Genomic DNA, 19,856 nt, shown 5'->3' with positions numbered 1-19,856 from the left:
GGAGAACCACGTGGCACTGGAGAAGCCGGAGATCGACTTTCCGGAAGGCGCCCCGCCCGCGGAGCTGGAGATCGTCGACATCGTCGTGGGTGACGGCCCGGAGGCCAAGCCGGGACACCAGGTCACCGTGCATTATGTCGGCGTCGCCTTCTCGACCGGCGAGGAGTTCGACGCGTCGTGGAACCGCGGTGACACCTTCCAGTTCCCCCTGGGGGCGGGCCGGGTCATCGCGGGCTGGGACCAGGGTGTCGCGGGCATGCGGGTCGGCGGCCGCCGCCGCCTGACCATCCCGCCGCACCTCGGCTACGGCAACGCCGGCGCGGGCAACCGCATCAAGCCCGGTGAGACGCTGATCTTCGTCGTCGACCTGCTCGGCGTGAGCTGACGCTGCGGCGACCGCGAAGGCCCGACCGGGCGGGCCCCCTCCTCAGGGGTGGCCTGCCCGGCACGAGGTACGGACCGGCGGAGGCCGAGCGGTACGGACGGTGGGACGACAGGGCGCCCCACAGAGCGCGAATGCCCACCGGACGCAAGACGCCCCACCGGGCACAAAATGCTTCACGGGTCGCAAGGCGTCCCAGCGAGCGCGAGTGCCCACCGGATGCGGAACGCCTCGCGGGGCATGCGGATGCCTCGCGGGGCATGCGGATGCCTCACAGGGCGTGCGGAAGATCGGTTTCCGGCGCGAGGAAGATCGATGAGGAAAGAGGGGCTCTCTTTCCCGAAATGTCGTCTGCAGCTTCTAAGCTGGCCATTGTGCTGTTGATCGACCTCGCTCGCACCTCCGCAGCCGTGGCCGCCGGGTCCGCCCGGCTGGCGAAGATCGCCCATCTCGCAGAGCTGCTCGGCCGGGTCGAACCGCACGAGGCGGAGATCGCCATCGCTTATCTCTCCGGGGAGCTGCCGCAGCGCTTCATCGGAGTGGGCTGGAGGAGCCTGCAGGATCCACCCGAGCCGCGTCTGGCGGCCACCGCCACCCTGAGCCAGGTCGACGGCCTCCTCGATCGCGTCAAGGCGCAGTCCGGCGCCGGATCCCAGGCCGCGCGCAAGGCTCTGCTCGACGAGTTGTTCAGCGCCCTCACCCGTCCCGAGCAGGTCTTCCTGTCCCGGCTGCTCACCGGCGAGCTCCGCCAGGGCGCGCTCGACGGGGTGATGATCGAAGCCGTCGCGAAGGCCGCCGAGGTGCCCGCGGCGGAGGTCAGGCGGGCGCTGACCCTGCGCGGCTGGCTGCCCGCGGTCGGTGCCGCCGCGCTCAGCGGCGGAGTCGAGGCGCTGCGCGCCTTCCACCTGGAGGTCGGCCGCCCGGTGTCGCCGATGCTCGCGCAGAGCGCCACGTCCATCGCCGCCGCGCTGGGCAAGCTCGGCGGGCAGGTCGCCATCGAGTGGAAGCTCGACGGGGTGAGGGTCCAGGCGCACCGCATCGGCGACCGGGTGTCCGTCTTCACCCGCACCCTCGACGACATCACCGGGCAGGTGCCCGAGCTGGTCGAGGCGGTGAGCGCGCTCCCCTCCGGCGACCTGGTCCTCGACGGCGAGGTCATCGCGCTGCGCCCCGACGGCCGCCCCGAGCCCTTCCAGGTCACCTCCGGCCGCGTGTCCAGCCGCACCGACGTGGCCCGCGTGCGTGAGAAGACCCCGTTGAGCGTCTTCTTCTTCGACGCGCTACGGGTCGACGGCGAGGATCTGCTGGACCTGCCGGGCGAGACCCGCCACGCCGCCCTCGCCTCGGCCGTGCCCGCCGAACTGGTGACCCCCCGCCTGGTCACCGGCGACCCCGCCGAGGGTGAGGCGTTCTTCAAGGACGCGATCAGGAGCGGCCACGAGGGCGTGGTGGTCAAGTCGCTGCGGACGCCCTACGCGGCCGGGCGGCGCGGCGCCGGATGGATCAAGGTGAAGCCCCGGCACACCCTCGACCTGGTCGTCCTGGCCGCCGAGTGGGGCCACGGCCGCCGCGAGGGCAGGCTCTCCAACCTGCACCTGGGCGCCCGCGATCCGGAGACCGGCGGGTTCGTCATGCTCGGCAAGACCTTCAAGGGTCTGACCGACGAGCTGCTCGCCTGGCAGACCGAGCGCTTCCTCTCCCTCGCCGAAGGCCCCACCGACGGCTGGACGGTGACCGTCCGTCCCGAGCTGGTCGTCGAGATCGCCTTCGACGGAGTCCAGCAGTCCAGCCGCTACCCGGGCGGCGTGGCCCTGCGCTTCGCGCGGGTTCTCCGCTACCGTCCCGACAAGTCGATCGACCAGGCCGACACCATCGAGACGGTCCGCTCCCTCATGCTCTGACCTTCTCCGGCCTTCTCCGGCCTTCTCTGACCTCCTCCGCTCCGTCGCCGGTCACCGGCGGTCCATCACGCGGACGTCAGCCCCACACCCGAAGCCACGAGCTGATATCGGCCCCCCGCGAACGCCCCCACCTGATGATCTTTATCCCCTAATGTACTGTTTCTTGGTTAAAGTGACATAAATCACCATACATGGCATTAACTTGCGTTTACTGAGGGTTTGTCGCATATGGTCGTCGTGGTCAGGCGGGTGATGCCCCCATCCCCGCCGATGGGAACGGCCGCGTGTGTCCCCCTCCCCACCCCTCGTGCGGCCTTCCCCGCCCTGCCCCCGATCTTGGACTGTGGTTTCCCTTGGGCCAGCACTCACGTACCCCGTCCTCCAGCAGCGCCCTCTCCTCGGAGGAGGTCTCCCCCAAGAAGCCGGCGCCGGGCAGGCCGCGCCTGGCCGTGGCCGTCGCGGGCGTCGCCGCACTCGCCGTGGCGTCCGCCGCCTGGGCGATCTCCGGCGGCGAGGGCGTACCCGCCCGGAGCGCCACCACCGGAGCCGTCGACGCCGCCGGAAGCGCCCCCACCGGAGCCGCCGCCTCCCCCACCCCTGCCGCCGATCCCACCGCCACCCCGCAGCCCGGCGGACCGCTCGCTCAAGAGCTCTCCGGCCTCTCGACCTCCGGCGGGACGACGGCCACCGGTGAGGAGAACGACAGCGGCAGGAGCGACAGCCCGGTCAAAGCCGTCTCCGCGGCCAAGGACAAAGCGGCCAAGGACAGGCCCAAGGCCGCGAAGGTCCAAGGTGCCAAGGCCACGCGTGAGACCGCGTCCGCGCCGAAGGCCCGTGTGCTGTCGAGTGGAACCTGCGGCGCCTCTTTCTACTCGGAGCCGCAGGCGACCGCCAGCGGCGAACGCTTCAACCCGAACGCGATGACCGCGGCGCACAAGAGCCTGCCGATGGGCAGCAAGGTCCGGGTGACCAATCCGAACACCGGCGATTCGGTGACGGTCCGGATCAACGACCGCGGCCCCTACGTGGGCGGGCGCTGTCTCGACCTGTCCAGGGCCGCGTTCTCCGCCATCGGCGACACCGGCTCCGGTGTCATGCACGTCAAGTATGAGGTTCTCGGCGGCTGACCGGCCCGAGCCGCAGCGGACAGAACACGGCCGCCGCTCCGCCACTTCGGCCGTCCGACCGCCGCCCCCTCCCCGGCGGCTCCTGCCCCGTCACGGCCCACCCCGGTCCGCCGTAGTCCGCCCCAGTCCCGTCACGGCCTGCGGCCGGCGCGGCGCCCCCCTCCCCGGCCGCCGCCCCCGGCCCCGATCCGAGGTGCGAGCCTTCGGCCGGATTACTTGACCATGCGCAAGGTCCAGGGGTAGCGGAAGTCACCGCCGCCCAGGGCGGCGACACCGGCGATCACCGACATGACCACACCGCCGATCCAGAGCACCGGCGTCAGGACCGCGCCCACGAACGTGATCGCCAGTACCACGGTGGCCGCGAGCAGGGTCAGCTGGAAGTTGAGGGCCTCCACCGCGTGCCTGCGGATGTAGGGCGAGGTCTTGCCCGCCGCGAGCATCAGGATCAGCGGGCCGATCGCGAACAGCCCGACCAGCGGGAGCAGGTGCGCCGCCGCGGCCCCCAGGCGGTCGGATCCGGCGTCGGTCCGCACGTCACGGTACGCGGCACCGGACGGCGCGTTCGCGGTGAAGGGGTACGGTGCGGGGTGAGCCGGGCGTGAGCCGTACAGCTCCTGCATGATCGGCATGAGGTCGCCGTGCACGCGGGCCGTCATCGCCCGCTCCAGCCTGTCGTCGAACTCGAACTTGTCGAGTCTTCCCTCCGCGTAGGCGGTCTTGACGTGCTCGACCACCTGCTCCCGATCCTGATTGCTCACCCGCAGCCCGGCGTACTCGGGCCTCAGGCCTGCCGCCGGCGCTCCCCCGTGCCAGGGGCCGGCCGCTGGTGTCGATGTGCCTGCCATGGGACCGATACCCTTTCGTCGCCTCTTTGATCTCAATGCTCGCCCACAACGCCAGGCCGACACATCAGGATGAACCCTTACAAGCCCCTGAGAGTGACCCCTGGCTTCCCGCCATGGGGCGAGCAGGAGAGGTATACAAGGAGACATGAGATGGCGAGATCGCTACGGGCTGAGGCGGTTACGCGGGCCGAAAATCGCCAAGTTCGATCGTGAGGCGAACGACTCCGACATCGAAGCGCTCATCGCCTTCGCGAAGTCGCGTCGCGGCGTGGAGTTCTACGTCGAGCCTGAGACCTTCGCCACCGACACCACTGCGATGGCGGTCGCCGACGACGGTGAGTGGACCCGCCGCCGGGTCGGCTCCCCCGCGGTGATCCGCAAGGTGGCGCGTGACCTCGGGGTTCCCGTCTACGACGTGCAGCTGACCGGCTACCCGGCCCGGGTGAGGGCCTACAACGAGCGTCGCAGGCGCGAGGAGAGCTGAGCGGAAGACCCGGCGGCCGCCTCGAGACCGGAATCGCCCGGGCCGTCCAGCAAGGTGATCATCGGGAGCAGCCAGGTCGTCCGCGGGCTGCCCATCTCCCGGTCCAGTTCCTCGGGGCCGGGCATCCTCTCCCTGAGGACGTGTGGCGGAACCAGATGGCGCAGGGCATGCATGAGCAGGTTGGCCATCGAGTACGAGGGGTCGATGTCGAGCGCCCGGGTGAGGGCGACCCCCGCCAGCGCGGAATCTCCCTGGCGCCAGGCCACCATGCCCAGCAGGGAAGCCACCGGCGGCACGAACCTGGGCTCCAGCCGCCGGGTGAGATCGTGCCACAGCTTGAGGTGGACGTCATGGGTGTCGTCCGTGACCAGCGTCCACGCCTCGTCCCGAACGCGGATCACCGCCAGGTCGAGCCCCAGCCTGACCGCCTGCTCGTCGTCGAGCCGGCCACCCGAGGCGCAGGCGCCGAGCACCGCCCGGACCCTGGCGACGCCGTCCGCCACGAACTCCGCGGCGAACTCCTCGGGGTCGCCGCATCCGGCGAGCCTGTCGCGCACCTCCTCCGTGACGCGGCGCGTCATCCGCCGGACGGCCTCGCGGGCGAGGCCCTCGACCGGGTCGAGTGACCGTTCCAGGGTCTCGCGGTCGGGCAGGGCGACCAGCCCCTGCAGGACGGCCTCGGCGGCCACGGCGGTGGCCCGATGCCCGTACGGCGTGCCGTCGGCGGGGCAGCACTCGGTGCGCGAGCACTCGTACGACCAGTAGCGGTCTCCCTCGACCCGGAGGGCGTCGACGACGGTGAAGCCGCCGTGGCGGAACAGTGCCGTGACCGTGTCCACAGCGGGGGTGACCAGCGAAGCCGGGCCGTAGCCGGCCACGAAGACGTGGGTGACGCCTTCCTTGCGGAACAGCGGGACGACCTGATCCGGGCCGCAGGCCGCCAGGGGCAGGTCCCACCGGACGGTGAGATGCAGGCGGCTGCGGGGCGGGCCTCCGATGAGGCCGATCGCGATGATGCTGTCGGACGGGTGAAACCCCAGCAGGTAGGGCACGGCGCCGAGGACGTCCTCCGTGCAGCCGAGCAGGAACCGGGGCGGTGAGGACGGCGGGAGCGGGGAAGCCCGCGGAAGCGGGGGGACCGGCGAAGAAGACGGGGGTGGGGAAGCCGGCGAGGGGGGCGAGGCCGGGTTGTCGGTTGTCATGGCCGCAAGCTTCGCCGAGTCCCGGGCCGTTTTCCGTACGCGTACCGCGTTCTGTGGAAACCGCTTCCGGTTGTCCACAGCCGGAAGCGGGCGTGCCCGGTGTTCCGTCCCGGCGGCTCCCCTGTTCGCCCCCTGTGTCCTCCGCCGGTCCCGCTGCCCGGACGGTCCGCGCCGGGTCCGGGGAAAGGCCCTCAGATCCTGCCGAAGTGCGTGTCCCCTCCCGGCCTCCCGGCGGGGAAGGCCGGTGCCGCCAGGCGCGTACGGACCATGATGGCCGCGCCGGCCACGGCTGCGGGCATGGCGATCACCGCGACGAACGGCACCAGGAAGAGCAGGAAGAGCAGCACGCCGAAACCGAGTGAGGTGGCCTTGTTCCGGCGGAGCAGGGCGAACCGGCTCTTGCGCACCATGCCCCGGCGCTCCAGGGCAAGCGTGGTCAGCTCGACCGTCAGGAAGAAACCCGAGACCAGCGCGCCCAGGACAGGCACCACCGTCTGCCCGATCACGGGCACGAAGCCGAGGAAGAACAGCGGGATCGTGAACAGCAGCACCCAGCAGAGGGTGACCAGGCTGTCCTTGATGGACCGGGGGATCGACTTCCAGAGCGGGAGCTCGTGCCCGGTCGGCACCTCACCGTAGGTCTCCTCGACCTTCTCGGAGAGCTTCTCGTAGAAGGGCTCGCCCACGATGAGGGTGACCGCCGTGAAGGTCACCACGGACAGGACCAGCCCCGCGCCGAAGAGCGCCAGCGCGACCACGCCCCGCAGCGCGGTCCGCGCCGCCTCACCCCACCCGTCGGCGAACGGCGTCGCCCAGTCGGCGATATCCAGCGCGTTCGTGCCGAGGAAGTAGAGCCCGAACGCGTAGAGGACGAACACGATCAGAGCCGGGATCAGCCCGAACGACCACCAGCGCGGGTACCGCGCGACCCAGCGCAGGCCCTGGAAAAAGAACCCGATGCCGTCCATAAAGGAACGGATATGACCCATGGCGGAAGATTATCGGGTTTGGGCACCCCGGAGGACTGTGTGCCCGAACCGCCGTCCGTGTCCCACTGCGGAAAACCGCCGTGTACCACCACACGGGGCACCGCATCCCGCCGGGAGCGCCCGCCCCCGCCACCACACCGCCACAAGCGCCCGCAACCCGCCACCACCGTACGGCCGCGACCCGCATCCGTGCGACCGCGCCGCTCACCGGGCGTCCGCGTCCCGGTGACCCGCGTCCGTCACCCCGTGTTCCGACGGCCCGCGATGGGAGATCACGCGATGCCCCGCGACAGAACGGGGCACTGCGCCTCGGCAGCGGAAACCGTGTCTCGCGGTCAGGCCCGCTGCCACAGACCGGAGACGGAGACGCCGAGGGTGCCGAAGAGGCGGCGGAGCAGGGGCAGCGAGATGCCCAGGACGTTGCCGTGGTCGCCGTCGACGCCCTCGACGAACCAGCCGCCGTGGCCGTCGAGGGTGAAGGCGCCCGCGACGCGGAGAGGCTCGCCGGTGGCGACGTAGGCGGCGATCTCGTCGTCGCCGGGGGTGCCGAAGCGCACGACCGTCGCCCCCACCTCCGCCGCCTCCCGCCCGGCGGCCACGTCGATCACGCAGTGGCCGGTCAGCAGGCGGCCTTCGCGCCCGCGCATGCTGCGCCAGCGCTCGACGGCCTCCTCGGGCGAGGACGGCTTGCCGTACGCCCGCCCGTCGAGCTCCAGCACCGAGTCGCAGCCGATGACGAGCCCGTCGGTCAGGCCCCGGGCCACCACGGCCGCCTTGGCCCGGGCGAGCGCGAGGCAGAGCCCGCTCGGGCTGTCGGCGGTGATGGCGTCCTCGTCCACGCCGCTGACGATCACTTTGGGATCGAGTCCGGCGCTGCGGAGCAGGGCGAGGCGGGCGGGGGAGGCGGAGGCGAGCACGATCTGGGTCATGTCCATCGAGCCTAGCGGGGGCCGCCCTCCTTCACCGCTCCGGTGGGGAATCCCGGCGGCCCGGGGCGCGGCACGACGGACCATCCATGCATCCCCGGCGGCCCGGGGCGCGGCACGACGGACCGCCCTCGAACCCCCGGACCCCCGGCCCGTGTGCGCTCCGGTGGCTCCGCGTCCGGACGCCTTGGGGGCCGGTGCCCACCCGGCCGGGCGCTGTCGCGGTGACCGGAGAGGCTCACCGGGTTCCTCCGGAGCCGACCAGGTTCGGCAGCGCCGACGGCGACCGGCGGTCACTCCTGCACCGAGCGGACGCCCCGGTCGGTGAGGCCCGCCTCCTCCTGACCGAATGTGATCACCATGTACCTGCCGTTGGCGTAGCTGACCACGGGCCGCCGGAGCATGTCACCCACCCTGCGGGCGACCCCCTGGAACAACTCCACCAGCTCGGGGGTGTCGGCGCTCACCCTGAACCGGCCGCTGACGGTGAGGTGCTCGGCGACGAGGGGGACGAAGTTCGCTTCGGCCCGGACCTTCTCCTCCGCGCCGAGGGGGGTACGCCGGGGCTCGGGCCGCGTGCCGAGGGGGGAGGACATCGCTGGTCTCCTCGTGATCGCTGGTCTTCCAGGATGCCGGACGAACCGATGGTGCCCGGCAAGGTTTCCGGTCGCGGCGCTATCTCAGCTTGAGGGAGGCGACCGCGGTGTTGATGTCGCGCCAGCGGGTGCGCTGGCTGTCGGGAATCGTCACGAAGAGCATCGCGGGTTTGGCGTCGGGGACCTCTGTCACGGCGACGGCGGCCACCGAGAAGCGCGGCTTGCCCTTGACCCTGTACTTCACCCGGTAGGCGAGCAGCCAGCCGCCCTTGATCGGCTGGGAGGCCAGCCAGGAGATCCTGCTGCCCTTGGGGTGGTGGTTGAGCGTCCAGCGGGCGGCCAGCAGGGCGGTGTCCTTCGGCTTCTGTTGCACCAGGATCGGCACCGGGCAGCTCACGAGCATCGCCCGGTGACCGGTGCCCTTCACCTTGGGCAGAACCTGCTTGGTCGAGAAGGGCGACGCGCCGAAGATCTTCCAGGGCCTGCCGAAGCGGATCAGCGACACACCGGCCTTGCGGTCCTGGAGGCGGCGCTTGCCCTGGTACGGCTTGCCGGGCAACCGGGCCAGCCGCCGGTCGCGCGTCAGCTCCGGGACACGCGGGTCGGCCAGGGCCGCCACCACGGCGCTGCGGTCGGGCGCCGGGGTGGCGTCGTCGGACGGGCCCGGCGCCGAGGGGGTGGCGCTCCCCGGGACCGATGCGGAGGGGGTCTGCGCCGGGGACGCCGGTGGGGAAGCGGCCGACTCCGGCGCGGACGCCGCGGGGGTCGGCGCGGGCGGGGAGCCGAGACCGGGCGAGGGCGCCGCGGCAGATGGCGCGGCGATCGGCCCCGACGCATCCCCGCCCGGTTGATCTGAGGAGCCCGACGACAGGAACACCACCACCGCGACCGCGGCCACGACCAGCGCGGTGGCCACGGCCAGGATGCGGTAGATCACACGCATCCGCAGGTCACCGATGAGGGATCGCTTCACGGGCGAGGCCGGTGGCTTGGGGCGGGTCTGCACCGCTGCCTTCGGCAGCTCCGACGTATCCGCCTCGGCGGCATACGTCGGAGTGGAACCCGTCCCCCGGGTCCCCTGAGTCCCACCCAACCCATCGAGCACGATCGGGAGCGTACGACAAATCCAGTTTTCTCGTGCAGGATCCCCATCACACTTCGGGAACGAGTACCTGCCCCATCCGCCGCGAACGCACCTGCGATGATTTCGGGATGTTCGTCGAACGCCAGGTGGAACTCCGATTCGACGCCGCCTCCCGGGAGGCGGCGACGCACACCAATCTGTCAGCGGTCCGCACCGACGACCTCGGCATCTGGCTGGCGGGTGACGAGACCGCGACGGTGGAGCACCTGACGTTCCGGGAGGGCCGCTTCTGCGACCAGCGCACCTTCTACCTGGCCGACTACGTGGACCTGCCGGCCGGCCGCGAGGACGAGGCGGACATCGAGGGTCTGGCCCGGGCCGACGGCTGGCTGTGGGCCATCGGATCGCACAGCCTCAAACGCAGGCGGGCCAAGGCGCACCATTCTCCGGACAGGGTCCGCCGCCGTCTGGCCGACGTGGTACGCGAGGAGAACCGCTACATCCTCGTACGGTTACCGCTGGCCGGCTCCGCCCCGGTGCGCGAGGACGGCCGCCGCAGGGCCGAGATCCTGTCCGGCGCCGGTCACAACCTGGCCGACCTGGTCGCGAAGGACCCGCACCTGGGTCCGTTCACGGCGATCCCGAGCAAGGACAACGGCCTGGACATCGAGGGCATCGCCGTGATCGGCGGGCGCGTGTTCGTCGGCCTGCGGGGGCCGGTGCTGCGCGGCTGGGCCGTGCTCCTGGAGATCCGGCCGGAGAGCGACCCGCGACGGCCCGGCAGGCTCAGGCCGGCCCTCATCGACGGCAGGCCGTACCGGACGCACTTCCTGAACCTGGGCGGTCTCGGCGTACGGGACCTGTGCCCGTACGAGGACGGCCTGCTGATCCTCGCCGGGCCGACCATGAGTCTCGACGGCCCGATCCGGGTGCTGCGCTGGCGTCCCGGGGACGGACCGTCCGCCGCCCATCGCGTGGAGACGGTCATGGACCTGGTCCACGGCGACGGGCACGACCACGCGGAGGGGATCGCCGCGCTCGACGGCGAGCGTCTCCTGGTGGTCTACGACAACCCGGCCGCGGCGCGCCTCACCCCGGAGGGGGGCGTACTCGCCGACATCGTGAGGATCCCCCGGCCGGTCCCGGACGCCCCGGGCGTCCAGGACTCCCCGCGGGGGAGGAGCGGGACGACACCGGGTGGCGCGGGCGGCGCCGGGATCGCACGGCATCCGGGATGACCGCGGCCGAGCCCGGCCCCACCGCCCGGGACCGCCCGCATCCGGGCCCGGCCGGCCTCGCGTGGGCCGGACACGCCGGGAGCGGCCCGGTCCGCCGGGGACTGCCGGAAGCGGCGCCGGGTGGCGCGGGCGGCACCGGAGCCCGGTACGGGCGGTCTCCGCGACGCCACCCGGGAGACGTCGGGCACGCGGAACCGTTGCCCTCCCGGGCGTGGAGTCACATCGTCACGGACGCGGAACCGGTGGGGAACCGGCCGTGCGGCGCAGCCAGGGGGTGTCCGCGACGACCGTGCAGGATCCGGGCGCGATCTCGGTGAAGCCGGCGTCCCTGACCACGGGCAGCCCGGAGGCGACCAGCTCGGCCCACGCGGCGGGGTCGGCGGTCCGCACGGAGACGGCCAGGCCCCGGTCGCGCCACGTCCGCCGGGCCTGGCCGTCGCTCCCCTGCCAGGCGAGCTGGGCCGCGTGCCCGGCCTGGGCCATGGCCTTGCCCGCCGACATCTTCAGCTCGGGGTTGAGCCAGAGAACCACGTCCCCGGGCGGTCCGGGCTCGGCGACGTCGGTCAGCTCGGTGCCGGAGACCTGGAGCCGGGACAGGTCCTTGGGCCATCCGTCGAGCGGGATCGGCGGGTGGACGCGGACCTCGGCGGTGCCGGAGGTGACCGTGACGCCCGGCAGTTCGAGCACCCGGCGCCACTCGGATCCCCGCGCCCGCCGGACGACCTTCCGGAACCTGCTGGTGTCCCAGGCCCGGACCGGTTCGGCCCACTCACCGCCGTCGCGGGCACGGGGATCGTCGAGCAATGTCAGGACGGCGAGGGCCGCCGCCGCCAAAGCGTCGGACCGCCCGGGCGGGGAGGCGCGCTCGATCCGCACCACGAGCGGAAGGACCATCCTGTCCTCCCTGAGCGGCTCGCCCGCCTCGTCCCGCGCTCCGTCCGTCTCGCCCGCCGTACCTGTCACCTCACCCGCGACGCCGCTCACGAAGCCTCCTCCGTCGGCAGCGCCCGCGCACCGCCGTACCCGCCGGCTCGCCCGCACCGCTCACTCACGAAGCCTCCCCAGTCGGCCGTGCGCCCGGTGCGGTCCCGTGTCCGGCGACGCACCCGCCTCGCTGTTCTCTCATACCTTCAAGGATGCCGTCTTCCTGATGGCCACCGACATGATCGCGGCGGCGAGGCAGAGGGCGGCGGCGGCGTACCAGGCGAGGTCGTAGGCGCCCAGGTGGTCGCGGGTGAGTCCCGCGCCGACCGCGGCGACCGCGGCTCCGACCTGGTGGGAGGCGAAGACCCAGCCGAAGACCACGGCGCCGTCCGGGCCGTAGACCTGGCGGCACAGGGCCACCGTGGGCGGGACCGTGGCCACCCAGTCGAGGCCGTAGAAGACGATGAAGACGAGCATGCTGGGCTCGGCGGTGGCCGCGAACAGGCTGGGCAGGATCAGCAGCGACAGGCCGCGCAGCCCGTAGTAGACGCCGAGGAGGATGCGCGAGTCGACCTTGTCGCTCAGCCAGCCGGACGCGACGGTCCCGGCGACGTCGAAGATCCCGACGAGCGCGAGCAGCCCGGCGGCGGTCGGCTCGGACATGCCGTGGTCGTGGGCGGCGGGGATGAAGTGCGTGCCGACCAGGCCGTTGGTGCTCATCCCGCAGATCGCGAACCCTCCGGCGAGCAGCCAGAAGGGGCGGGTCCGCGCGGCGCTCCGCAGCACGCCCAGAGCCCGGGACGCGGCGCCGCCGGTACGGACGGGCGGGGCGGCCGGGGGCGCGGCGGGGTCCGCGCCCAGGGCGGTGGTGCCGACCTCCGCGGGGTGGTCGCGCAGCAGGAACCAGACCAGGGGCACGACCGCCAGGGCGGCCACGGCGACCGTGACGGCGGCCCAGCGCCAGCCGTGGCCGGCGGCCAGGTGGGCCAGGACGGGCAGGAAGACGAGCTGCCCGGTGGCGCCGCCGGCGGTGAGCACGCCGGTGACGAGGCCGCGGTGACGGACGAACCATCGCTCGGTGAGGGTGGCCGCGAAGACCAGGGCCATCGACCCGGTGCCGAGGCCCACCAGGACGCCCCAGCAGAGCACGAGCTGCCAGGGGGCGTCCATCAGGATCGTGAACCCGCTGCCCGCGGCGACCAGCAGCAGCGCGTACGTCACCACCCTGCGCATGCCGAAGCGGTCCATGAGGGCGGCGGCGAAGGGCGCGGTCAGCCCGTAGAGCATGAGGTTGACGGACACGGCGAGTGAGATCGTGCCCCGGGACCAGCCGAACTCCTCCTGGAGTGGGGTGATCAGCACGCCGGGCGTCGCCCGGAACCCGGCGGCGCCGAGTATGGCCACGAACGCGACTCCCGCCACGATCCAGGCGCGGTGCAGCCCGCGCTTCCGTGTTTGAAGAGCCGTTGTCATGCGGTTCATCATCGGGACCGGACCCGGTATCCCACGAGTGGCCCGAGTGCCAACATGCGCAAGGATCAGGCCAACTCCCGTCCCGGAGGACCACGGTGAGGGCGTATTCACAGGCCAAGAAGTTTCGAGGTGATCGCCCGGCTTTGTTACAGTTTGGCGCGGTGACGGTCCCAGGTCCGCAACGCCCAGGTCATCGCCCGTGTCCGGAGGAGAGACACGGTGCGCGGCTGCGCACGACAGCGCCGGCGGATGACCGAGGACCGGAGAGTCGAAGGAGTGTCGCCGTGTCCCACGCACGCACATCAGGCAGGTTGCTGGCGGCGACGTTGGGGGGCTCGCTCCTGCTGAGCGCCTGCGCGGGCACCGAGCAGGCGGGCACCCCCGCGGACTCCGTCTCCGGATCGACCTCGATCCCGGCGCATACGATCGTCTACGCCTACGAGCAGGAGTTCCAGTCCTACAACAACAACACCGCCGCCGAGAACGCCACGCGTAACGCCGCCCCTCTCCAGCGGGTGCTGACGGGATTCTGGTTCTACGGCGACAAGGGCGCGATCACCCCCGACCGCGACTTCGGCACCTACGCGAAGATCTCCGACGATCCGCTGACCGTCGAGTACACGATCAACGACAGAGCGGTCTGGTCCGACGGCGTCCCGATCGACTGCGACGACGTCATGCTGTGGTGGGCCTTCCGCTCCGGCAAGGTCAAGGGCTTCTCCGCGGCCGACACCAACGGCGTCGAGCACACCCGGATCCCCGACTGCGAGAAGGGCGGCAAGAGGTTCACCCTCGTCTACGACAAGCCGTTCGCGGACTGGGCGGCCGGCGGCCCGGCCGCGACCGAGCTGCTGCCCGCCCACGTGATCGCCAAGCAGGACGGCCTGTCGGAGGAGGAGTTCATCGCGGCGGTCAAGGACTCCGACGAGAAGAAGATCGCCCGGGGCATCGCGTTCTTCAACAACGGCTGGGTCTCCGAGGGCAGGCTCCCGGCGGCCGAGCTGATCCCCTCCTCCGGCCCGTACAAGCTCTCCAAACTGGACGCCGGACATTCCCTGACCCTCGTCGCCAACGACAGGTGGTGGGGCACCCCCGCCGCGACCCCGACGATCGTCGAGCGCTTCATCACCCTGGACGAGCAGGCGCAGGCGCTGCAGAACCGGGAGGTCCAGATCGTCGAGCCGCAGCCCGGCCCCGACGTGCTGGAACAGCTGCGTTCCCTCGACCGGGTCGAGGTCAGCGTCTCCGACAAGTACACCTACGAGCACCTGGACTTCAACCTCGACTCCAGCCCGTTCCGGGACAGGACGCTGCGCAGGGCGTTCGCCAAGTGCGTGCCCCGGCAGCGCATCGTCGACGCCCTGATCAGGCCCGTCGCCCCGGAGGCCAGGCCGCTGGAGATCCGCACCGTGGCCCCGTTCCAGGCCAACCACGCCGCCGTCGTCGCGGCCAGCGGCGGCGCCGGCGCCCACGGCGAGCAGGACATCGACGGCGCCAGGGCCCTGCTGAGGAAGGCGGGCAAGATCGGGCTGGAGGTCAAGATCGGCTACCAGACCCCGAACCCGCCCCGGACCGCCGCGGTGCAGCTCATCATCGACTCCTGCAACAAGGCCGGCTTCAAGGTCGTCGACAAGGGCTCGGAGGACTTCTTCGGCACCGTGATGCCGGCCAACGGCTACGATGTGGCGCTGTTCGCCTGGAACGGATCGGCCCTGGTCAGCGGGTGGGCCTCCAACTTCACCACCCCGAAGAAGTGCAACGGCGAGTTCAAGGGCAACAACAACGGCTGCTACTCCAGCAAGAAGGTGGACAGGCTCATCGCCGAGCTGAACTCCACCGTGGACCTGGCCGCCCAGGACCCGATCATCGGTGCGATCGAGAAGGAGCTCTGGAAGGACCTGGCCACCATCCCGCTGTTCCAGCACCCGGGCCTCAGCGCGTGGGACGAGACCCTGCAGAACGTCGTCCCGAACCCCGCGCAGTCGACCATCACCTGGAACATGGACAAGTGGCGGCTCTCCTGACCCGCGCCGCCGCAACCCGTCCCGGTCCCGGCGGCGCTTCCGTGCGGCAGGTCCGCGTCCCGCCACCGGGCCGCGACCGTACCTGACATCGGATGACAGGTACGGACTCCAGGATGGACGCAGACCCGAACGTCCCGAAGGAGAGACCCATGCCGCGCGCCGCCGGAACCTTCACCGTCGACAGCTGGGATCCGCAGCCCTACGACGAGGCCGAGGGCGCCGTACTCACCCGCGTCCACCTCACCAAGACCTTCGACGGCGACCTGACCGGCACCAGCACCACCGACATCATCACCGCGATCGCGAAGGTCGAGACATCGGCGGCGTACGCGGGCTTCGAGCGCTTCACCGGCACCGTGCACGGCCGCAAGGGCACCTTCGTCCTCCACCACACGGCGACCAGCCACGCCGGGGAGTCATCGCTGAGCTGGACGATCCTCCCCGACTCCGGCACCGGTGAGCTGGCGGGCATCCGAGGCGGCGGCCGGATCGTCAACGACGACGGCGCCCACTCCTTCCACCTGGACTACGAGCTCGGCTGACCTTCCGGCCCGCCCCGGCGTCCGGGACGACCGGGGCGGGCCCCGGCGAGCGCGGCGACGACGCCCGGCGCGGTGACCGGCCGAGCCGGGCGGCAGGCCGGCCACCCGGCTCCGGGTGCCGGACCGGCAGACCGGCCACCGGCCCGACCGGGGCGGGCGCCGCCCGGTGAATCGGGGCTCAGCCGCCGAGCAACGCCGCGACCGCGCCGGCCGTCTCCGGGTGCCGGGCGAGCAACCCCCGCACCTCCGGGTCCCCCGCCTGCGGGCCGCCGTCCGCGGGCCACTCCGCCGCGCAGCCGAGAAGCGCCGCCACGGCGTCGCACGCCTGCGGATGCCGGACCAGCAGCCCGGCCACCGGCCCGCTCTGCGCGGGCACCGAGCGGGCCGCCCGCGCGGGTGCGGCCGGCCGTTCCCACGGCGGAGTCCACGCGTCCAGCTCGGCCAGCGTGCCGGGGAAGGTCCGGCCCGCCTCCCGGACGAGGACGGGGACCAGCTCCACCGCGTGCCGGCGCAGCGTCGTGATCAGCGTCGGCAGCCACGGCAGCAGGACGGGGTCGGGCAGCCGCGCGAAGGCCTTGGACAGCACCTCGACCACGAAGGGCGCGAGGGCCGGGACCGGTTCGAGCGCCTGGACGAACCCGCTCAGGTAGAGCGGGAAGGCGGGGACGACGAGCGGGTTGGCCAGCAGTTCGTCACACCGGGCACGCAGCTCGTCCCGCGGCAGCAGGCCCAGCTGCGTCTTGGCCGCCCACAGCAGCGCGACCTTGGCCGGCGCCTCCGGGTGCGACTGCCGTACCGCCAGCTCCAGCTGGGCCCGGTCGCACCCCAGCGACAGCGCGAGGCTCTCCAGGGTGAACAGGAAGCCGAGCATGGCGCCGACCTGGCGGACGCCGGTGTCGTCGTCGGCGAAAGCGGTCGGCAGCAGCGTGCAGTAGTGCGCGTACCCGGCCGTGACGAACGCCTCGCACCAGGCCGGCAGGTCCGGTTCGGTGGCCCGGTAGTGGGCCAGCAGTCGCCGGATCCGGCGCAGCACCTCGGGGGCGTCGTCGACGGTGCGCTCGGCGGCCAGCAGTTCCACCGCGCGGTTGCCGAGCTCGTCGGTGAAGCGGCGGCCGCCCAGGTAGAGGATGGCGTCCTCCACGGCCGCGAGCGCGACCCCCGCGGTGGCCCGCGGGTCCCACACCTTGCGGCGCAGCCGCTGCTCCAGCACCTGTTCGATGGTGACGCCCTCGTAACCCAGCTCGATGATCGACCGCTGGTGGCGGCCGATCGCCAGGTCCCAGCTCTCCTGGATCGGCCGCTCGCCGAGGCGGCGCGCCCCCATGATGGGCCGGACCGCGTCGTCGGGCAGCAGGTAGCGCAGCGTCCACAGCAGGTCCGAGCACGGCACCAGTTCGGGGTTCGCCACCAGGTCGAGCAGTACCCGCTGCTGGGTGCGCCTGCTCAGGTCCAGCCCGAGTGGCGCCAGCCGGTCGTACACGTCCTGGGCCAGCGGAGGGAGCGCGTCGTACCCGACCGTGCCGATCCGGTCGCCGCCCAGGAGGATCTCGCACAGGCGGCGGACGTCGCGGCGGCCCGGCACGACGTCCTTCTCGATGCAGGTGACCGCGGCGTCCTGGAAGTCGTACGGCGTCGGCCTCGCCCGGCCCCGCAGACCGGCGAGCAGGATCGACGTCTCGAACACCGCGATGGCGTCGGCCGTGCTGGCCAGGTAGCCGTTGCGGCGGGCCAGCCGCACGATGTCGACGCACCACCCGCGCAGTTCGTCCTCGTCCAGGCCGTCCAGCGCGGGCGGGGTGGCCAGGAACCCCGACAGCCGGTCGGCGGCCGGTTCCCGCGGGACGGGCGGCGCGGGCGGCGCGGACTTCGCGGCCCGCGAGCGGGTGCGGCCGCCCTTCTGCCCCTGGAGCCGGTACGGCGTGACGCCCCCGCGGGTCGCCGCCTTGGCCCAGGTCGCCGCGGCGATCGACACCGACCCCTGGGCCAGGCCGAACTGGGCCTCGATGGCCGAGTGGCTGGAGGGGATGAGCCCGTACAGCCAGCGGGTGGCCGTGCGGGGGGTGACGGTGTAGGGGGGCGCCTCGGAGGCCAGGCCGAACTCGGCGACCCGGCTGACGGCGTGGAAGGCGCCGCACACGTACAGGCAGTCCGCCGGGTCCGCGCCCGAGGTGGCGAGGTGCTCGCGGATCCGGGTCCACATGTAGCGTTCGCGTTCCTCGTCACGGGCCAGGCGGTCGTCCCCGGAGGGGCGCAGTCGCCGGAACAGGCTGCCGACCAGCGCCATGGCCTGGCGGTAGGTGCCGTAGTCCGCTCCGGTCAGCGGCTGCTCGACGTACTGGTCCCACCACTCGGACCAGTGCCGGACCTTGCCGTGGTGCAGCAGGTGCGCTTCGAGCTCGGCGAAGCGGGGCCGCAGGTCGCCGATCTCGACGCCCACGGCGTCGCCGTGCAGGGCCGCCTCCTCACCGTGCCCGGCGGTGTCGTCCTCGGGGGCGGCGGGCTCGGGGCCCGCCGGCCCGTCCGGTTCCCGGGGCAGCCACTGGAAGACGTGGTCCACCGAGCGGTCGACCAGCACCAGTTCGACGCCGGGGGTCTCGAGCGCGTAGGCGATGGCCTGGTACTCCGCCGACGCCTCGGTGACCGGCGCCACGACGCTGAGCGGGCCGGAGCCGGGCGGGAAGCCGTCGAGGTCGGTGGCGAACGCCTGCAGCGCCACCGGCAGCCGGCAGTTGCGCAGCTCGTCCAGGAGCGGCCGCAGGTCCTCGCACAGTTCCAGGTAGACGACCTTGGGCCGCTTGTCGCGCAGCCGCCGCGTCATGGCGAGCGCGGAGGCCGGTGAGTGGTGACACACCGGGAAGATCTCAAGTTCCTCGCGCAGCACCCGGTCGACGTCGTCGACCATGCCGGACAGGATGCCGGGCAGGGCGTCCCGGCCGCCGGAGAATGCCTCGGCGGCGTCGAGGAGTTGCTCGCGCAGGGCGTCGAAGGTGCTCATGACAGCGTGGAGATCGCCTGACGGCCGCCTTCGAGGAAGTTCGTCCACTCCCCGCCGTCCTTCTTGCTGCGCGGTTCGACGACCCCGTGCCAGTACTTGTTCAGGATGGCCAGGTCCTCGGGGGCGCGCCTGGCCAGCGAGCCCACCAGGGCACCGCCCAGCGTCTGGGCGCGCAGCGTGCGGTCACCGAAGAAGTGGCTGTGCAGGATGGCGTCCTCCAGGACGCCGATCTGCTCGGCGGTGGACAGCGCCGACTCCAGCTTCTCGTCCTCGCTGGCGGCCGACGCCGCCGCGGCGCGCAGGTCGGCGAAGCTCTGCAGCAGGATGTCCAGCAGCGTGGGCGGCACATCCAGCTCGATCCGGTGCCGGCGCAGCAGTTCCGTGGTGCGGAAGCGGACGATCTCCGCCTCGCTGGTCTTGCTCGTCACCACCGGGATGCGGACGAAGTTGAACCGCCGTTTCAGCGCCGAGGACAGGTCGTTCACGCCCCGGTCGCGGCTGTTGGCCGTGGCGATGATCGAGAACCCGGGCCGGGCGAACACGGTGTTGTCGGTGTCGAGCTCGGGGATGGACACGTACTTCTCGGACAGGATCGAGATCAGGGCGTCCTGCACGTCGCTGGTCGAGCGGGTCAGCTCCTCGAAACGGCCGATCATGCCCTGTTCCATCGCCGTCATGATGGGCGAGGGGATCATCGACTCGCGGGACTGGCCCTTGGCGATCACCATGGAGACGTTCCACGAGTACTTGATGTGGTCCTCGGTGGTGCCCGCGGTGCCCTGGACGACCAGGGTGGAGTTGCGGCAGATGGCCGCGGAGAGCAGTTCGGCCAGCCAGCTCTTGCCGGTTCCGGGGTCGCCGATCAGCAGCAGGCCGCGGTCGGAGGCGAGCGTCACGATGCTGCGCTCGACGAAACTCCGGTCACCGAACCACTTCTGCGAGATCTCCCGGTCCAGGCCGTCGGAGCGCTCGGAGCCGAGCACGAACAGCCGGACCATCCGGGGGCTGAGCCGCCAGGAGAACGGCTTGGGACCGTCGTCGATCGACTCCAGCCAGTCGAGCTCCTCGGCGTACTTCACTTCGGCGGGCGCGCGCAGCATCTCATTGGTCATCGGGGGATT

General features: G+C 72.1%; 17 protein-coding genes. 7 read left to right on the top strand and 10 right to left on the bottom strand.

Annotation, left to right across the window (positions count from 1 at the left end):
- Nucleotides 1-10 precede the first annotated feature (10 nt).
- The 3 genes from ABD841_RS14655 to ABD841_RS14645 all read left to right on the top strand — a co-directional run bounded on the left by ABD841_RS14655 (nt 11) and on the right by ABD841_RS14645 (nt 3,410).
- Nucleotides 11-385: an FKBP-type peptidyl-prolyl cis-trans isomerase gene (locus ABD841_RS14655; protein ID WP_344971623.1), complete on the top strand. Its 375-nt coding sequence runs from the start codon at nt 11-13 to the stop codon at nt 383-385.
- Between the two features lie 371 nt (nt 386-756).
- Nucleotides 757-2,283 (top strand): ATP-dependent DNA ligase, encoded by a 1,527-nt coding sequence (locus ABD841_RS14650; protein ID WP_344971621.1) that lies wholly within the window; start codon nt 757-759, stop codon nt 2,281-2,283.
- 353 nt (nt 2,284-2,636) lie between these two features.
- Nucleotides 2,637-3,410 (top strand): septal ring lytic transglycosylase RlpA family protein, encoded by a 774-nt coding sequence (locus ABD841_RS14645; protein ID WP_344971619.1) that lies wholly within the window; start codon nt 2,637-2,639, stop codon nt 3,408-3,410.
- A gap of 212 nt (nt 3,411-3,622) precedes the next feature.
- Here ABD841_RS14645 and ABD841_RS14640 read toward each other — a convergent pair whose 3' ends face one another.
- Nucleotides 3,623-4,171 (bottom strand): DUF1707 and DUF4870 domain-containing protein, encoded by a 549-nt coding sequence (locus tag ABD841_RS14640; protein WP_344971618.1) that lies wholly within the window; start codon nt 4,169-4,171, stop codon nt 3,623-3,625.
- A 232-nt stretch (nt 4,172-4,403) separates the two neighbouring features.
- On the opposite strand from ABD841_RS14640, the gene ABD841_RS14635 reads away from it, so the two are divergent.
- The gene (locus tag ABD841_RS14635; RefSeq protein WP_344971616.1) at nt 4,404-4,742 is read left to right on the top strand and encodes a hypothetical protein; all 339 of its coding nucleotides are present in this window, start codon (nt 4,404-4,406) and stop codon (nt 4,740-4,742) included.
- On the opposite strand, the gene ABD841_RS14630 is transcribed toward ABD841_RS14635, so the two are convergent.
- From ABD841_RS14630 to ABD841_RS14610, 5 genes are all read right to left on the bottom strand, one after another.
- Nucleotides 4,709-5,827 (bottom strand): DUF4192 domain-containing protein, encoded by a 1,119-nt coding sequence (locus ABD841_RS14630; protein ID WP_344971678.1) that lies wholly within the window; start codon nt 5,825-5,827, stop codon nt 4,709-4,711. The genes ABD841_RS14635 and ABD841_RS14630 overlap by 34 nt on opposite strands.
- 308 nt (nt 5,828-6,135) lie before the next feature.
- Nucleotides 6,136-6,912, bottom strand: a complete 777-nt coding sequence (locus tag ABD841_RS14625) for an EI24 domain-containing protein (RefSeq protein WP_344971614.1) — start codon at nt 6,910-6,912, stop codon at nt 6,136-6,138.
- A gap of 356 nt (nt 6,913-7,268) precedes the next feature.
- Entirely contained in the window at nt 7,269-7,862 is a 594-nt protein-coding gene (locus ABD841_RS14620) for a Maf family protein (RefSeq protein ID WP_344971613.1), read from the bottom strand.
- Nucleotides 7,863-8,152: 290 nt separating this feature from the next.
- Nucleotides 8,153-8,455 (bottom strand): hypothetical protein, encoded by a 303-nt coding sequence (locus ABD841_RS14615; RefSeq protein ID WP_344971610.1) that lies wholly within the window; start codon nt 8,453-8,455, stop codon nt 8,153-8,155.
- Nucleotides 8,456-8,534: 79 nt separating this feature from the next.
- A complete protein-coding gene (locus ABD841_RS14610; RefSeq protein ID WP_344971608.1) occupies nt 8,535-9,428 on the bottom strand; it encodes a hypothetical protein in 894 nt (297 codons plus the stop codon).
- A gap of 239 nt (nt 9,429-9,667) precedes the next feature.
- On the opposite strand from ABD841_RS14610, the gene ABD841_RS14605 reads away from it, so the two are divergent.
- On the top strand, nt 9,668-10,777 hold the full coding sequence (locus ABD841_RS14605; RefSeq protein ID WP_344971606.1) for a DUF3616 domain-containing protein: 1,110 nt from the start codon (nt 9,668-9,670) through the stop codon (nt 10,775-10,777).
- Nucleotides 10,778-11,002: 225 nt separating this feature from the next.
- Here the strand turns inward: ABD841_RS14605 and ABD841_RS14600 are convergent, their stop codons facing one another.
- Together ABD841_RS14600 and ABD841_RS14595 are read right to left on the bottom strand one after the other, a co-directional pair.
- A complete protein-coding gene (locus ABD841_RS14600) occupies nt 11,003-11,761 on the bottom strand; it encodes a peptidyl-tRNA hydrolase (protein WP_344971604.1) in 759 nt (252 codons plus the stop codon).
- Between the two features lie 138 nt (nt 11,762-11,899).
- Nucleotides 11,900-13,174, bottom strand: a complete 1,275-nt coding sequence (locus tag ABD841_RS14595) for an MFS transporter (RefSeq protein WP_344971602.1) — start codon at nt 13,172-13,174, stop codon at nt 11,900-11,902.
- 284 nt (nt 13,175-13,458) lie between these two features.
- Here ABD841_RS14595 and ABD841_RS14590 point away from each other — a divergent pair, with 284 nt between their 5' ends.
- Together ABD841_RS14590 and ABD841_RS14585 are read left to right on the top strand one after the other, a co-directional pair.
- Entirely contained in the window at nt 13,459-15,198 is a 1,740-nt protein-coding gene (locus ABD841_RS14590) for an ABC transporter family substrate-binding protein (RefSeq protein WP_344971600.1), read from the top strand.
- A gap of 149 nt (nt 15,199-15,347) precedes the next feature.
- Nucleotides 15,348-15,740: a DUF3224 domain-containing protein gene (locus ABD841_RS14585; protein ID WP_344971598.1), complete on the top strand. Its 393-nt coding sequence runs from the start codon at nt 15,348-15,350 to the stop codon at nt 15,738-15,740.
- 178 nt (nt 15,741-15,918) lie between these two features.
- Here ABD841_RS14585 and ABD841_RS14580 read toward each other — a convergent pair whose 3' ends face one another.
- Both ABD841_RS14580 and ABD841_RS14575 read right to left on the bottom strand, forming a co-directional pair.
- Complete coding sequence (locus tag ABD841_RS14580) at nt 15,919-18,735, bottom strand: DUF5682 family protein (RefSeq protein WP_344971596.1); 2,817 nt, start codon at nt 18,733-18,735, stop codon at nt 15,919-15,921.
- Nucleotides 18,732-19,847, bottom strand: coding sequence for an ATP-binding protein (locus tag ABD841_RS14575; protein WP_344971594.1), 1,116 nt, complete (start codon nt 19,845-19,847; stop codon nt 18,732-18,734). Before ABD841_RS14575 ends, ABD841_RS14580 begins: the two co-directional genes overlap by 4 nt.
- Nucleotides 19,848-19,856: the final 9 nt, after the last annotated feature.

Source organism: Streptosporangium fragile, from assembly GCF_039534445.1.
GTDB lineage: Bacteria > Actinomycetota > Actinomycetes > Streptosporangiales > Streptosporangiaceae > Streptosporangium > Streptosporangium fragile.
This window is presented reverse-complemented; position numbering and strand designations above follow the sequence as displayed.